Origin of the sequence: Klebsiella sp. JB_Kp042, assembly GCF_040065275.1 — a bacterium.
GTDB classification, from domain to species: domain Bacteria; phylum Pseudomonadota; class Gammaproteobacteria; order Enterobacterales; family Enterobacteriaceae; genus Klebsiella; species Klebsiella quasipneumoniae.
Window position 1 is genome coordinate 1 of sequence record NZ_JBEAJL010000117.1, and the last position, 15932, is coordinate 15932.

10 protein-coding genes and 5 pseudogenes are annotated in these 15932 nt (G+C 56.4%); 4 read left to right on the forward strand and 11 right to left on the reverse strand.

Going from position 1 to position 15932, the window contains the following annotated elements; genetic code table 11:
- Positions 1–53: 53 nt before the first annotated feature.
- From ABLV54_RS25790 to tssK, 8 genes and pseudogenes are all read right to left on the reverse strand, one after another.
- Positions 54–620: pseudogene (locus ABLV54_RS25790) on the reverse strand (formylglycine-generating enzyme family protein); the annotation flags it as partial.
- Positions 621–641: 21 nt separating this feature from the next.
- Positions 642–722 (reverse strand): annotated as a pseudogene (locus tag ABLV54_RS25795) (hypothetical protein); the annotation flags it as partial.
- Positions 723–970: 248 nt separating this feature from the next.
- Positions 971–2000 (reverse strand): annotated as a pseudogene (locus ABLV54_RS25800) (hypothetical protein).
- A 921-nt stretch (positions 2001–2921) separates the two neighbouring features.
- Positions 2922–5408, reverse strand: coding sequence for a type VI secretion system Vgr family protein (gene vgrG / locus ABLV54_RS25805; RefSeq protein WP_123822649.1), 2487 nt, complete (start codon positions 5406–5408; stop codon positions 2922–2924).
- Between the two features lie 150 nt (positions 5409–5558).
- Positions 5559–5682: pseudogene (locus tag ABLV54_RS25810) on the reverse strand (hypothetical protein).
- Positions 5683–5868: 186 nt separating this feature from the next.
- Positions 5869–7566, reverse strand: coding sequence for an OmpA family protein (locus ABLV54_RS25815; RefSeq protein WP_123822648.1), 1698 nt, complete (start codon positions 7564–7566; stop codon positions 5869–5871).
- 3 nt (positions 7567–7569) lie between these two features.
- Positions 7570–8223 (reverse strand): type VI secretion system protein TssL, short form, encoded by a 654-nt coding sequence (gene tssL / locus ABLV54_RS25820; RefSeq protein WP_226564155.1) that lies wholly within the window; start codon positions 8221–8223, stop codon positions 7570–7572.
- Positions 8220–9560: pseudogene (gene tssK, locus ABLV54_RS25825) on the reverse strand (type VI secretion system baseplate subunit TssK). Before tssK ends, tssL begins: the two are co-directional and overlap by 4 nt.
- A gap of 601 nt (positions 9561–10161) precedes the next feature.
- On the opposite strand from tssK, the gene ABLV54_RS25830 reads away from it, so the two are divergent.
- Positions 10162–10491: a gamma-glutamylcyclotransferase family protein gene (locus tag ABLV54_RS25830; protein WP_023290172.1), complete on the forward strand. Its 330-nt coding sequence runs from the start codon at positions 10162–10164 to the stop codon at positions 10489–10491.
- Positions 10492–10606: 115 nt separating this feature from the next.
- Positions 10607–11146 carry a DUF2058 domain-containing protein gene (locus ABLV54_RS25835; RefSeq protein ID WP_023290173.1) on the forward strand — a complete coding sequence of 180 codons (540 nt, stop codon included), beginning with the start codon at positions 10607–10609 and terminating at the stop codon, positions 11144–11146.
- Positions 11147–11170: 24 nt separating this feature from the next.
- On the opposite strand, the gene ABLV54_RS25840 is transcribed toward ABLV54_RS25835, so the two are convergent.
- The gene (locus ABLV54_RS25840) at positions 11171–11869 is read right to left on the reverse strand and encodes an RluA family pseudouridine synthase (RefSeq protein ID WP_044523904.1); all 699 of its coding nucleotides are present in this window, start codon (positions 11867–11869) and stop codon (positions 11171–11173) included.
- 191 nt (positions 11870–12060) lie between these two features.
- Here ABLV54_RS25840 and ABLV54_RS25845 point away from each other — a divergent pair, with 191 nt between their 5' ends.
- The gene (locus ABLV54_RS25845; protein ID WP_032453327.1) at positions 12061–12543 is read left to right on the forward strand and encodes a cold shock domain-containing protein; all 483 of its coding nucleotides are present in this window, start codon (positions 12061–12063) and stop codon (positions 12541–12543) included.
- A 114-nt stretch (positions 12544–12657) separates the two neighbouring features.
- Entirely contained in the window at positions 12658–13557 is a 900-nt protein-coding gene (locus ABLV54_RS25850; RefSeq protein ID WP_044523908.1) for a LysR family transcriptional regulator, read from the forward strand.
- Here ABLV54_RS25850 and ABLV54_RS25855 read toward each other — a convergent pair.
- On the reverse strand, positions 13532–14341 hold the full coding sequence (locus ABLV54_RS25855) for a substrate-binding domain-containing protein (RefSeq protein ID WP_226564163.1): 810 nt from the start codon (positions 14339–14341) through the stop codon (positions 13532–13534). The genes ABLV54_RS25850 and ABLV54_RS25855 overlap by 26 nt on opposite strands.
- 11 nt (positions 14342–14352) lie before the next feature.
- Complete coding sequence (locus tag ABLV54_RS25860) at positions 14353–15648, reverse strand: MFS transporter (RefSeq protein ID WP_044523912.1); 1296 nt, start codon at positions 15646–15648, stop codon at positions 14353–14355.
- Positions 15649–15932: the final 284 nt, after the last annotated feature.

The window sequence follows — 15932 nt, forward strand, 5'->3', positions numbered from 1 at the left end:
AGATGCGTGATCTGATCCTTCAACTCAGCAAAAGTTCGATTTATTCAACAAAGCCATTCATCTAATTTCTTTTGTTCAGGTATATTAGAACCAAGCTCGAAATTTCCATTATTTGTCGCAAAAGGAAGATACTGCCCTCTTGACCTTGCCGCATATTCCCATTGTGCTTCTGTCGGTAAATCAATATTTTTATCGGACTCCTTACCTAGCCACTGACAATAATCTTTTGCCTGTTGCCAGGTAACACCAACAGAGTAATCACCTTTTTGCAAGGATGGGTACTCTTTTACCCGAATATTAATGGGAGGTTTTTTTATTCCTGTTATCTGCAGATATTTATTATAATCATCATTGGTAACTTTAAACTTTGATATCGAAAAATCACTTAATACAACCTTATGTAATACCTTATCATCCTGGTTTATGCTGAAAGGCAGTTTTTCACCAACTAATGGGCCAAAATCCCCCATTAAGAACTCGCCGCCCTTAACGGGAACCATGTTAGAAAGCGACTTAGCAACAAGCGCTTCAGACAGGGTTTCACGCTTGTCAGTACTCTTCTGGTCACACCCGAGCAGTAAACTGGCAGCAACGGAAGCAACTACAATTAATTTTCTCATCTTATCACCTCAGCCATTGCATCAGGCAGTCATTGTCCCCGTCGGGTGCTGGTCGTCGATCATGGCAAGATATTCTGACATCAGGATTTCAGGTATGGGTTTAAATGGCTCATCCGGGTCAACAAAAACCGGGAGGTTATTATGCAGTAAGGTGAGCTTTTCGCCATAATTGGTGTAAAAAAACAATTTTTGTTCCCCGATACCTAAAAAGTTAATCACATCTTTTTCATTCAGTTCTTTATTACCTTTCTTCTCCCCTGGCGACAACGTCAAATGCTGCATGACATTGTTATAATCTGCCTGACTTTGTACCCACTTTAACGCCATAAACACCGCTTGTTTTCGCCTCTTTAGAGGACCGAGCTTCCAGCTGTTAACGGAAAAAAAATCATTATTCTGATTGCGAGGGTCAAGCCAGTCCACCCAGTTCTGATCAATTAATGTGGCAATCACTGCCCCTTTTGTTTCCGGAGGGGTATACTTAAGCTGATCAGGATTAGATAAAATACTGCTCATCAAATCCACACGTTTATTTTCTTCCAGAAGATCTACTCTTAAGCTGTCCAATATATCCACAACTTGATTATATCTTTTCTCCAATGCTTGTATTCCTTCTGCTGCTATAATTATTGGGATTGCACATAATCCTCTAAAAGCATTCTCTCCCATCATATCTTCTAACTTCTGATAATCCACATTCCTTAGCATAAACATAAAGCTCTTCATAAAAGCCGCAAAACTGCTGCCATCAACTTCAAAACCGACTTCCCCTTTGGCTCCCACTCCCCAACATAAAGCCGCTTTACAGTAAATACGAAAACGTCCCTGAATATAGGTGATATAAAAAACCCCACTTCCCCCAGCGCCTGCCTGCACCGTCATCCCCGCTTCCAGTTTGGCTATCGCGGCAAACTTCTTCTCTTTATTGACAAGGGGTTTGTTATCTTTCTCAACACCTATAGCTACTGGCGTATCATCAGGATGCGGGTCAAACCACTCAATGGCACCACTGATATTACCTCCCGCCTGAGCACCAACAAAAACACCAATTTCACCTCCCCCCTGTGCTTCAGGTATTGTTGAGGTCTTTAAATTCACCTGCTGCTGTCCTGGCAACGGTGGAGCAGTCAGGGTTGCAGGACGGCCTTTAATGCCATAGCCCTTTTCCATTTCCCCACTCCAGTCTACTGTCACCCCTAATTCAATTGCAGCACTGGCACCAACGCTACCTGACAATACCAGTTTCATGGCAAAACGCAGCGCTCCCATATTACAGACACCATCCGGTGTCTGTGGAGTCACTTTTTTCGCCGGAAATAAAAGGCTGACACCTAACCTGTCCGGCAGGTACAGGGCCGTTTCGGCCTTCGCCTCCCCCAGTGCAAAACTGGCATGACCTTCTATTTTGCCCTCCAGTTTTTTTTCTGACGGATTATATTCCGCTGATGCACCCGCTCCATGGCTGTAGCGCATCAGTTGAGCCTGCGCGCTGATATCAACATACTGGTGATAAACAGATTCGTCGACTTTACCATCCCCCTTTGGCCAGGTCAGAGATTTGTTCATTTCCTCTGCCCAGTGACTGACAATAACATTCGTATCGTCAACAAGATCGAATTTCAGTGAAACAGGTACGTTACTTAGTTGTTTTTTTAGTTCCGCTGTATCTATTTTTCCCTGACGTATGGTTTTATTAACCTGATTACCATTCGCATCCTGAGAAACAATAGTTTTGTTTTTATATTTTATGAAACTGGCTTCACCACTTTCTTTATCAACTTCGCTGAGCTTATATGTTCGCCACTGTTGTTTTATTTTATCGGAACGCACATAAGTTTTCTTGAATCCTTTCACTGTGTTATTTTTAAGCGGAATAAGTTCCATTATACCAATGGCAGTATCTTTCATTTTATCATTAAGCAATTCCCCCTCCGGAGGATTCGCTGTTAGTGACATAAGCTCTTTCCGCAAAGCCTGATTTGCTTTGTTTAAGGCTTCATAGGCTTTAGTGATTTCACTTTCAAATTTTCTTGCTGGCACTCTGCCTGCCTGAGTGATTGCTTCAAAATTAATATCATCAAGATTTTTTTGCGCCTGTTTCTGAGTTTCAAGCAAGCCAGACAGAAAATCATGCTCCTGTTCGATAATTTTAGTATCTGAAGCCTCCAGAAAAAGCAATGTTGCGCTACCTGGGTGAAAATAACATTCTGGGCCATATTTTCCTTTTACAACCGTTCCCGTCCCTTGTACCGATGTTTTACTTTTCTCTTCTCCGGTAGCCATATGCTATTCCTTCATTCTTTAAAGTAATTCTATATGCAGGGCATCAGGCAGGGCAGTATAAACTGCAACAGTTTTACCTTCCGCATCGGTCCTGCCTTCAAATACTTTACCTTCACCGGTTGTTATCCTGTACCGGGTAAAAGGTAAAATCTCCCCGGACTCTTCATCTTTTGCAGTAAAAAACTCACTGAAACCGACGGGAAGCTCAGGTTTGTTTGCATCATAATCAGCTGCGCCCATTTTCTGCACATTGGCCGATTTCAGCAGAATATTCCCCGGGCAGCCCAGCTCGATATTGCCACCACTTAGCCTGATATACGCTCCCGCACAGTTCACCACCAGTTCCTTCGCCGCCGTGATTTCCACTCGCCCTTCCACGCTGGTCACGGTGATATCCTTTTTCGCCGTCGCCTCCAGCGCATCATCCTGCGCCTGGATTTCCATCTTTCCCTTCGCCGCAAACAGCTTAATCCCCGTCTTTCGTGCCAGCAGGCTGACGGCATCTCCCGCCGCTACCGTAAAACGCTTCAGCGCACTGATGTCCGTATTCTGCTGTGACACAATCCCCACACTGGCGCTACCCGAAGACAACCGTACCGCCTGCGGACTGCTGATGCTCACGCCCTGCGGCGCATTCAGCACTATCCCCGGCTGCGCCAGCTCTTTCAGCGCATCGTTCAGCGTCTGCTGGTTGCCGGTATCCGATGGCAGGGCCTGAGCCGATTCCGCTGCCGACGCCAGGCTTTTCGCAATACCCAGCGCATTTTCAAGCTGCACAATCGCCTCCTCCATTGCCAGCATCCTGTCGCCTGCCGAAGGCTGTTTATCCGCACTGATAAACACTCCCGCACCGCCCCGGATGCTCACCCATTTATCCGTACGCAGTTCCGCCCCCTCCCCCCGCAATTCCCTCTGCGCATTCACGTTATGCCCCAGGTTCAGCTGCGTCTTGCCGCCGTACTCGGTGCTGAGCTTGATATGCTCCTCGCCGCGCTTATCCTCCATTCGCAGCTTATTGTTGGTCGGAGTACGAATCACATTGCGGGTGCTGTTTTTCTCCGTCACAGGGTCGACATGCCGCGAGTCGTGCAGCGCATGCGCAATGTACGGCCGGTCAGGATCGCCTTCATGGAAAGCAATCGCCACCTCCGTGCCCTGGACCAGCGGGAAGTGAAAGCCATACACGTCGCCGCCGTAGGGTTTGGCGAGACGCACTGGCATGCTTTCCTGACCCTGCCCTTTCTCCTCTCTGTCAGCGTCAAATTTCACCCGGTACAGGCCGGACGCATCCTGCCAGGCGTAGATATCATTCGCCTTCGCGCTGGTCACCCGCGCCGTCATGGTGCCAGTCACCTTCGGGCGCGGCAGCAGCGGCGGACGCCAGCACAATGTTTCGCTGTAGGGCACCGCCAGCAGGGTCACCCGCAGCGCCTCCCGGCGGCTGGCGGTAAAACCGGTGCCGGTGATTAACAGTGGGTCCTGCACGGGCACAGGCAGGGTCGACGGCAGGCTGTCGGTGAGGGTCAGCACCTGGGCCGGCGCCAGCCAGGCTGCCGTACTGCTCGCGGTAATCAGCGTCTGGCGAGCGAGAAAACGCTCATGGTCGAGACGGGCATAGAAGTTGGCGGTCTCCGCCTGCGGGTCGATTTTATCGCCCCGCTCCCGGTGGCGAAGCTTATAGTGGTATACCTCTCCGTAAGTGATGCCTTCACCATTTCCCCGGGTCATATCCGCTGTTGCCGACTGGAGAACGCTCTGCGCATCGCGGGGGTTATAATCCCGGGTAGTGACGTTCGCCTCTACGACGTTGTGCGTGATGTTCAGACCCCATATCGATTCCGCACCGCTGTCGCTCATCCCGGACGGGCTGTTAACCGGCAGTGTCTTATCGAACATCAGCGCCCGCTGCGCGTCGGCGAAGTGGACCACTTCGCTCTGGGCCTCTTCCTGCAGGGTGAAGAAATAAAATATCCCCACCTCTGCCAGCAGGCGCTGGATAAACGCCAGGTCACTCTCCTGATACTGATTAATTTGCTCGCGCCGCGGATAGTGTTGCTTGAGATTAAACTCATACTCCCAGTCATGCAGGTGATGTTCCTGCAATACCTGCTCCACCACTTCCGGCACCGATTTATTGACGAAGAAACGATGGGTGCGGAACTGTTTGTCCAGCAGCGAGAGGAAGGGTTCGAGGGTTATCATGTACTCTGCCTGGTCGGCAGAGCCACTGATACGCTCAAAATGCGTGACCACGCCATGCACCCGTTTGCATTCGGTCAGGCTCTGTAATATGCCGCCGCCCATCGTCAGCGTCGCCGGTTTGCTCAGTAACTGGCTGGTGTCGATATTTTTATCCGTGCTGGTGAAATAAATTGTCCAGAGATACGTTTCACTGAGTTTTTCTGCACCGCTGAATTCTTCCACATCAAGCGATGCAGTACATGACGGAATATCCAGCTGGTAACGGTTGAGGGTGGTGCCTGTAATTATTGAAGAGGTATCCATTATATTCCTGTTTTACTCCGCAGTAATGACCATCAAACATCGATTAACAGGCCATACGGTTTAATTTTGTTTAATGATAATCATCTCATTCATCATAAATATATTTAAGTGCATATCGATATCTCAGATACCCCACCAGGAGTTTCATTACTAAAAGGAAACCCCAGGGATATTTATTTTCACTTACTGAGAAATAAAAAAGCACACAGAAACCGGAACCTTCAACGTTTAACGCTGCCAGCATTTCTCTGGCAATGTCCTTAGCGCTGTCGATGCAGATCTCCTTTATCCATCCCCCTGTCCCGCACTTCACCCCCGCAGAGGCCTCACTTGCCGACAAGATTGTTTGGCTGCAGGCACGCTACCGCCCATCGCTATTTCCTGTTTATCAGGGACCCGTAGCGCACAGGGTCAGGCAGGCAGATTGTTGTTGTTCACCGTCCTCGTTCGGGGTCGCGGATTACTCGGTTTCGTTTTTTAATGCGGCAGCCCCGGCTCCTGAGGTATTAGCCGTGCCCGGCGTCAGACAGGCGTCCTTCTGCGGGACCAGACTGATCTCCACCCGGCGATTTTGCGCCCGCCCGTCTGGCGTCTCGTTGCTGGCGACAGGACGACTTTCGCCGTAGCCCTGCACCGCAAAACAGCTCTCCGGCACATCGCCGGTATCGCGCATCCAGTCGCGGACCGCCTCGGCACGCTTCAGAGAGAGCTGTTGATTGGATCTATCGTTGCCGATGCTGTCGGTATGGCCTGCCACCACGATCAGCCAGCCGGGTTTCGCCTTAATGCCCAGCAGCGAGTTCACCAGCAGCTTTGTCGAACCCGGTTTCAGCGTCGATTTGCCGGTATCGAACAGCGCCATGCTATCGAGGCGGATCGTCTGCGGCCCCTGCACTACCTGCTTAATGACCGGACGCGGCGGCGGGGGCGGTGCCCAGTCATTGATCGCGGTTTCCACGAAGGGGATCAGCCGCATCCCCTGATACAGCCCCAGCCGGTAACGCAACGGCTCTCCCCGGCGCAGCCAGTCATCCAGCTGGCGGCTGTCGGTACGCAGACGCTGCTGCGCCTGCAGCTTCGGCATCGGCGGCGTGCCGCTGAGGCGGTAGTACACCGCCAGATGATCGCCGACGCTGCGCACGAGGCGCTGGTTGTTGATAAAGGAAGCCAGCATCGCCAGCGCCAGAAAGAGGAAGCCCATGCCAGCGGCAAGACCGGCAGCGCGCATCCGGCGGCTGACCCCGTGGCGGTGCGGCAGTGTTGACAGAAGAAGATCCGGCAGCGGGTGAGGACCTGGCGCCGCGGCGTTGCCCGGGGAGAGCGTGGTGATCCCGGCGATTTGCCGCTGCCAGAGGTTATTTGCCACCGCCGTCACCGGCGTCAGGCAGATGCCCATGGCGCACAGGTCCAACGGCGAAAGTTCCGCCTGGCGAGTGCTTAGTGGCCGGAAAAGAACGTTTTCTGCCAACGCCAGAATGCTTTCCAGCCACAGCGTATGATGCAGGCGTGAGGCAGAGCTGCCCTCTCGCTGCCAGTCGGCAATCGACTGGGGCGCTTGTCCCTTCTGCCGCACCTGGAGACCAGGCCGATCCGGCGTGACGGTAAACCAGCGGCTTTCCGCTGCCTGGCCGCCAGGCGGCGTCACCCAGAACACGCTCCACACCGGCGGCAGACCGTTTAACCAGGTTCGGCACTGAACAATACTCCGCCGCCAGTCGCACAGCGACTGCACCAGGTGCTCCCCGGTGGTGTGGTGCTCCGGTACCACCGCCAGCAGCACGGAAACCTGCGATACCAGTGCTGGACGCGCCGCCGCCAGGTACTGCGCCAGCAGCGGCAACTGCTCCGCGCTTTCCCCCCGTAGATACCAGCCGAGGCGGGTTTCGCAGTGCGCCGAACGCCCGGGAAACAGACCGTCGGTATCCCCGCAGACCAGAACCACCGCCCCCTGAAAATCCTCGGGCGGCAGGACGATTTCCGGTCGCTGACGGCTGACTGCCCGGCGACGCTGACGCCAGAGCGCCGCGCTGCCCGCCAGCAGGATGCACAGACTGAATATCACCTGGTTGCCGATGGACAGCGGCCAGAAGCCCAGCGCCAGCCACAGGGCCAGGATGACGGTCAATATCGTAAGCAGACGCCGGGCGTTATCACGCATCTCTTATCCCTGCCCTGCTATCTGCGCCACCATCTGTGACAGCATGGAGGAGAAGGTCAACCACAGCGCCGCCAGCGCCACAATGCCAGCCGCCCAGCCGCACCAGTACATCCGCCGTCCGCTGCGCAGCCGGGAGGCACGAACCACCACCGGCGCCTCCTGGGTCAGGCTGAACGGCGGGACCCGTGCGCCAAGCGCATGCGCCACGTCCTCACGCCGTTCGTCATCCTGGGCGCGGTACTGCCCGACAAACCCCAGTTGCAAAGTACGATAGAAACAAGTCAGCACTGCCGCATCCGCCGTGGGCTCTCGCAGCAGCTGGCGGATCCGTTCCCAGAGCTCTTCCCCGGCGTTGAGAGTGCTGAAAAAACGCGCCTGCAGCGGATCCTTGCGCCACCTGCGGTAGCCATCATCCTGACTGGCGCGGTTAAGGACGCTCTCATCAAGCAGCGCGCAGTAGGCATAGAGCATCTGCTCAGCGCTGGCTTCACTGACGCCTGCCGCCGCCAGCGCCTCGCGCGCCTCGGTCACCCATCGACAGGCCTGACGATAGAGCGCCTCGCCATCGGTCACCGGCTGGCCGCAGCGTAACTGACTGACCATCAGCCAGCCCGGGTAAAAGGTTTTGTTGATTAGATCGCTTTCAGAGATATTCATGAGCGCAGTACCGCAAAGAGTTCAAGTTTCACGTCGCCAAGCGATTCCGGGGTATAGAAGGTGCAGTTGCCAGCCTCCAGCATCGCGTGGGCGGCATCCGTGGAAAGATCCAGAGCGAAATATTGGTTTTCCAGACGTAGCGGAATGGCCGCCGGCACATGGCTCAGCGGTTTGATCGCAATGCCGCTGAGGGCAATGTTGACGACCTCGGCGACATCATCATGGCTACCCGCCTTACAGAGCTGCGGAAAGCGGCTCTGAAGCTGGTGAGGGGGAAGTGAAGAACGCACCGACAGATAAAAATCCGCCCCCTCGCGCAGCCGTGCATCGTGCAGCCTCCCCCGCCAGATCTCTCGGTCAGCACCCTGCTCCAGCGCGATGGCGATCACCCTTGAGGGCAAGCTGACTTCGAGCAGCGTATCCAACAGGGCAAACAGCGGTGGGAATACCTGCTCCGGCGAGGCATGCCGGTAGCGGGGGATCGCGTCCAGATGATGTTCAAGAGAGAAGGTCAGCAGACTGCCGGCCAGCCTGGCCAGTTCACGATAGAGCAGCTCCGGATGGCGCGAAGGGTCCTGATGCAGCTCGCTGAGCACCGGCTCGGCGCTGTTCAGTGCGTTGAGCAGCCAGAACAGGGAAACATCCGCCACGGCAAAATCAGCCATCCGCGCATTGCTTTCACGGCGCATGGCCATGAGGCGTCTGCGTCGGGCCTGCAGGCGATGTAGCAGCTCGCCCAGCTCGCTGACCAGCGTCGGGCTTGCGGCCAGCGACAGCAGCGGCGGGATGAATTTCGGGTCAAAGATCCACTGCCCCTGGGCGTCGCGTACCAGACGCGCTACCGGGCAGGTTAGGAAGGCTGCGTTTTATTCGATGGAGAGACGCAGCGTCAGCGTGTGCCGCAGGACGGCCAGCTCGCTGCGTTCATGGCCTGCCAGCTCCTGCACGGTCACCTGCTCGGCGCGCCAGCGGCGCGGGCGGGCGCTTTCCAGGCCGTCATCAAGATTGCCACCGCTGGCGCTAAGCAGCGGCAGAGCGAGCAGAACCTCCACGTTGTCCTGCATCACGTCCGATACATCGCGGACCGGTGGCAAAATATCCGCCAGCTCGGTGTCAATCAGCGCGCCGTCGGCGAAACGCACGATCAGCCGGGTGGCGTTGAGCCGGGAAAGGGTGAGCGCGCTGGCGTCAAACTCCGCGCGCAATACCCCCCAGGGGTGGGCGAGCGCCATGCGGGAGACCGTATCGGCGACGTGCGCCTCCCAGCGGGCCTGTTGCTGAAACTGCTGCGGAACCAGAAAAGCCCCATCGCGCCATAATGGGCGGAAAATCTTCATCGCACCTCCTGTGCCTTTCACTTTCATCTGTCTGCAGACAGGACCAAATGCCCGGTGGGATATCCTTCATATACCTTGCGTTCGCCTCAGCCCCTGCATTTGCTCTGGCCTGTTCCTCACTAGCGGTTTTTCTCCCGAACGTCGTTCGTCTCGATTGATTGCCTGCCGCTTCAAGGAAAGGAAATATCTCCCCTGCCCGCGAGAATTTCGAAATCAGATGGTATTTTTTTGTTCAAGGGAGGTTTATCTTAAAGTGAAATAGCCAGGGGAGGTAACGCCTGGCCCTAAATAATATCTGAATTCAACCCAAGGAAGTTTTATAATTCCTCTTCATTCCATTCACGCAGCTTATTCCATAAGCCGTCCATTTATTATTTCGCTATTAAATATTATTTATATTCACCTGCAAATAATAAAAAAAAACTCAACACTAAAATTGTCACTGCAGTAAATATGCCACCGACAGCGCCGGCGCCTGAATCTCCCCGGCATCAGAGAGATGCCTGCCCCCACCCGGCCATTGCCAGGCGCTGAATTACCCCGTATTTTGGTTTTCCGCTCCGCTGGGGGCGGGTATCAGGGCGAACGAGAGAGAGAGAAAATGAAACCGCTATTTGTCTATGGGACGCTCTGTCCCGGTCGCAGCAATGCGCATATTCTGGAGGCGATCGGGGGCGAGTGGCGTCCGGGTTACGTTACCGGTACCTTTTACGCGCGTGGCTGGGGCGCAGCCGCTGATTTTCCGGGGATCGTCCTCGATGCCAACGGCCCGCGGGTCAACGGTTATCTGTTCCTGTCCGACCGGCTGGCGGCGCACTGGCCCATGCTGGACGACTTTGAGGAGGGGTACGATCGGGTGTCGGTGGAGGTGACTACCGACGATGGACAGCAGGTCAGCGCCTGGATTTATCAGCTCCAGCCCCGGGAGTAATCCCCGGCCAGTCTCGCGCTACCGGGCACAGCGGCCCAGTACGTCCGCGGGTCTGGCGTCGTTTCCGCCAATGCAGGTATACTTGCCAGATGTTTCCTAAGCTTCAGATACGCAAATGACAAAACTTACCTTACAAGAGCAGATGCTCAAAGCCGGCCTGGTCAGCAGCAAAAAAATGGCCAAAGTCCAGAGAACGGCGAAAAAATCCCGCGTGCAGGCCCGTGAGGCCCGGGAAGCGGTGGAAGAGAATAAAAAAGCCCAGCTGGAGCGCGATAAACAGCTCAGCGAGCAGCAAAAGCAGGCGGTGCTGGCGAAAGAGTATAAAGCTCAGGTCAAGCAGCTGATTGAGATGAACCGCATTACGGTCGCCCGGGGCGATATCGGCTTTAACTTTACCGATAATAATCTGATCAAAAAAATCATGGTCGACAAGACCACCCAAACCCAGCTGATTAACGGTCGCCTGGCGATTGCCCGCCTGGCGGTGGATAACAAACCTGAAGGGGAATATGCAATTATTCCGGCGATTGTGGCAGAGAAAATTGCCCAGCGCGATGCCAGCAGCATCGTGTTGCACAGCGCCCTGAGCCAGGATGAGCAGGATGAAGACGATCCGTACGCCGACTTTAAGGTGCCCGACGACCTGATGTGGTGATCGCGGGCTTCCAGCGGCAGGCGATCAGAACGAGCTTGCCTGCTGGATATGCATCGGCTCGCAGCTGACGGGGTGGCGAAAACGCAGTTCGCTGGCGTGCAGCATCAGCCGCGGAGCCTGTTCCGTGCCCGGCAATTCCCGGCCGCCATACAGATCGCAGCCAAGGATCGGATAGCCCAGCAGCTGACAGTGGATCCGCAGCTGATGGGTGCGCCCGGTCTCCGGGGTGAGCGCCACCCTCGTCAGCGCCAGCGCCCTCTCCCCTTCCCGCGTCTGGTACATACGGTCAATTACCCGGTAGCGCGAACGCGCCGGTTTGCCGTGCCGGGCGCAGATCGACATGCGCGGGAAACGGGCCGGGTCTTTGGCGATCGCCGCCTCCACTATCCCTTCATCTTCCGGCAGATGGCCGCACAGCAGCGCCGTATAGACTTTACCCACCGTGCGCTGACTGAACTGCTGGCACAGCGCGGCGTTAATCACCTTGTTGCGGGCGACCACCATCAGACCGGAAGTGCCGAAATCAAGGCGGTGTACCAGGGTGCAGCCCGGAAAGCGCTGGACCAGTCGATGATGCACGGAGTCGAGGTTACGCGGATCTTTGCCTGACAGGCTCAGCAGCCCGGCAGGTTTATTGATCAGCAGCAGGTGTTCGTCCTGATACAGGAGGGTTATCTGCTCGCGGCACGGCGGAGCGACAAAGGTATCGATAATGGTGGACATCAGACGGCCCGAAGAAGGAGTGGCCGGCGATAGTACCCCATTTTGCCCGCCGGTACGACGCTGGCGCACGATCCGCCCTCGCGGCGGCGTCATTTATCACCCACACTTATCGCAAAGGCATGGTCTGCGCAGGCAATGTGCTTTACACTGCGCGCTGCAAAATTTGAGTTAACCAACGAGTAAGAACGGTAATGGCGATGAACGGAACAATCACAACGTGGTTTAAAGATAAAGGTTTTGGATTTATCAAAGATGAAAACGGCGAAAACCGGTATTTTCATGTGATTAAGGTCGCCAATCCCGATCTCATCAAGAAAGACGCGGCGGTGACTTTTGAACCTACCACCAACAATAAAGGGCTGTCGGCCTACGCGGTGAAGGTCATTCCGGAAAGCAAATATATCTATATCGCCGGCGAGCGGCTGAAGCTGACCTCCATCAAGTCCTATGTGGTTTACCGGGAAGAAGAGCCGGTCGAGACCCGCGTGGATAAAGAAAACGCGGTGCTGTCGGTCGGGCTGCTGATGAACAGCATCCGGCCAAAATCCGCGGTGCAGCCGGGAGAGATGCGCTCGGTGAAAAAGCTGGCGATCACCACCTTTCAGGGGACAACCCTGATCTTCTCGGAAGACGAAATCGATATTGATGCCACGGTAAAACTGCTCAAGGTATGACGACCCGGCGTGCGGTCAGCCGCGCGCCCAGTCACCTGCCGAGCCGATTTTCGTCGCCATCGCCCCTCACCGGACGGGGCGAGGCGCCAGACAGCCGATAAGGATGCCGCCGCCATGCCCGTAAATTTTGACTTCAACGATCTCTATGCCTTTCGCGCCCTGATGGAGTATGGCAGCTTTCGGCTGGCCGCAGAATCCATTTGCCTGTCGCAGTCGGCCCTCAGCCGCCGCATCGAAAAGCTGGAAACCGCGTTAGGCAACCGGCTGTTCGAGCGCACCACCCGCCGCGTGACCCTTACGCTGTATGGACAGAATTTTGCCGAACGTTCGGAGCAGCTGCTGGCCCACGTCGAGACGGTGCTGGCGGATATCAGCCAGGTCAGCAAGGCGCGTACCGGGCTGGTGACAGTGGCGACGGTACCTTCCGCCGCCTACTACTTTATGCCGGAAATCATCCGCAGCTTTCAGGCGCGCTTTCCCCAGGTGCGTATCCGGCTGATCGACAGCAGCGCCGGGAATGTCATTGAGGCGGTGAGCAGCGGACAGGCTGACTTTGGCCTCTGCTTTGCCAAAAACCTGCCGGCCAGCATCGAATTCACCCCGCTTGCCGACGACCGCTATGTCGCCGCCTGTCGGCACGACCATCCGCTGGCGAGCAGGACGCACCTCAGCTGGCAGGCATACTTTGAACAGGATTATATTGGCCTCGATCGGGTCTCCGGCAACAGGACGCTGCTCGACAGGGAGCTGGCGCATCTGACGCCGGCGCGGCCAAGCATTTGCGAAACCCGCCACGTCACCACGATGCTGGGGATGGTGGAAGCGGGCATCGGCATTGCCGCCGTGCCCGCGATGTCGATGCCCGCCGGGGAGCATTCCGTTCTCCGCGCCGTACCGCTTACCGACCCGGTGGTCACCCGTACGGTAGGCCTGATCCGCCTCAGCGGCCGTATTCAGTCCTACGTGGCGGCAGAGCTGGAGAAGCTGATTATTGAACAGTATCCTTCTGGCTGACCGGCGCGGCGGCAGCTACGCTTCGCATACCGGTGGCGTGGATGGTCTCCTGCGCCGCCGGTGAGGCCAGATACGTCAGCAGCGCCTTTCCTTCCTGCGGGTGGTCGGCGCTGACGGTCACCGCCCCGGCAAAGCGGGTGATGTACTGCAGGTTATCCGGCAGTTCGCCGACAAAGGTCACGCCGGGCACCGGCAGCAGTTCGCTCACCTGCTGAAAACCGATCGCATACCGTCCCTTCGCCACTTCCGAGGCTACCGGAATACGCTCCACCATCTGCGCTTTGCTCTGCATCGCCTTATCAATGCCCAGGCGGTGGAACAGCGTCGAGCTGACATAGCGTCCGCTGGCGCTGTCGGAGTACGCGACCGACGGCGCAGCCAGCAGCGCCGCCCGCAGCTGGTCTGCGCTGCGGATAGCCGGCAGCGGCGCTCCCGCTTTCACCACCACGCCGATGGGCGAGTCGGCCAGCTCCCGGCGCGAATCCGGTTGCGTACGGCCCGCTTTCTCGAGGCTGGTCAGCGCGTCGCCGACCATAATCACCACGTCCGCGTGTTCGCCCCGCGCCAGGCGGTTAGGGATCGCCTGCGGCGTTTTCCCCATCGACGGGCCGGGGATCACCACGAGGTGGTTGCCGCTTTGTTTTTCCCATGCCGGGGCCAGATTTTCCAGCGCCGCTTTGAAGCCGCCGGAGATCATCACGGTGACCTCAGCGGACAGCGCGCTGCCGCCGGTGGCGGCCAGCAGCAGCGTGGCCAGCAGGGTTCCTGTCGTTTTACGCATCATCATCTCCCTGATTAACGTGCCGTCTGCAGCGTAACGGCGCTGCGGCGATAGAGGTAGCAAGTGGCCAGCAGGCCGCAGACGGCGGCAAAGCTCATCCAGTAGCCTGGGGAAGCTTTATCCCCGGTATATTCAATCAGCGCCGTGGAAATCACCGGCGTGAAGCCGCCAAACACCGCGGTCGCCAGGCTATAGGCCAGCGAGAAGCCTGCCACGCGCACTTCGGCGGGCATAATTTCGGTCAGCGCCGGGATCATCGCCCCGTTGTACATGCCGTAGATAAAGGACAACCACAGCAGCACGCTCAGCATCATCAAAAAGCTCGGCGCGTTCGCCAGCATGGTCAGCGCAGGCCACGCGGTAGCCAGCGCCAGCAGGGTCATGGCAATCAGCACCGGCCGGCGGCCAAAGCGGTCGGACAGCGCCCCGCCCACCGGCAGCCAGAAGAAGTTGGAAATCGCCACCAGCAGCGTGACCAGCAGGCTGTCCGAGGCGCTGAGCATCAGCACTTTTTTGCCAAAGGTCGGCGCATAGACGGTGATCAGATAGAACGCGGTGGTGGTCATCGCCACCATCATCATCCCGGCGATGACCACCTGCCAGTTCGCCAGCAGGGTGGCGAATACCTGGCGCATCGCCAGATGATGGCGGCGGGCAGTAAACTCCTGGGTCTCCTCCAGCTTACGGCGCAGCACAAAAATGAACGGGACGATCAGGCAGCCGAAAAGGAACGGAATACGCCAGCCCCAGTCGCTGATGGCGCTCTGCTCCAGCACGGCGTTTAGGGCAAAGCCCATCGCGGCCGCCACCATAATGGCGACCTGCTGGCTGCCCGACTGCCAGCTGGTGTAAAACCCTTTGCGCCCCGGGGTAGCGATCTCGGCCAGATAGACGGATACCCCGCCCAGCTCAGCGCCGGCGGAGAAGCCCTGCAGCAGGCGGCCGATCAGCACCAGCAGCGGCGCCCACAGGCCAATGGCCTGGTAAGAGGGGATCAGCACGATCAGGAAGGTGCCGGTGGCCATGATCGACAGAGTCACAATCAGCCCTTTACGCCGCCCTACCTTGTCGATATAGGCGCCAAGCACGATGGCGCCGATGGGCCGCATCAGAAAGCCGGCGCCAAAGACCGCGAAGGTCATCATCAGCGAGGCGAATTCACTGCTCGCCGGAAAAAAGGTATGTGCGATGTAGGTGGCATAAAACCCGAACAGGAAAAAGTCGAACTGTTCGAGAAAGTTACCGGACGTGACGCGCAGAATGGCGCCGAGCCGGTCACGGGTACTCATCAGTGAGGTTGTCGAATGCATGCAGGTCTCCAGTTTGTTATCCACGCGTTGTCGCGCGCCTGTTGCTGAAGACTGAAACAGAACCGGGAATGAAATAAGCGTAATAAACGCATCCATTGATGCAATTTACGCATAAATAACATTTAGCTAATTAACATTACTTTTATATACAATCATTTAACACTCTCTACGCCATCAGCGTCGGCGGCAGGGATGAAAAGGTGAGTTTTCCGTTTTGTGACCGAGGCCAGGGTACGCCACTGCGCCCCGGGCGCCAGGCGGTAAAAGACATACCCGGCCCGGCA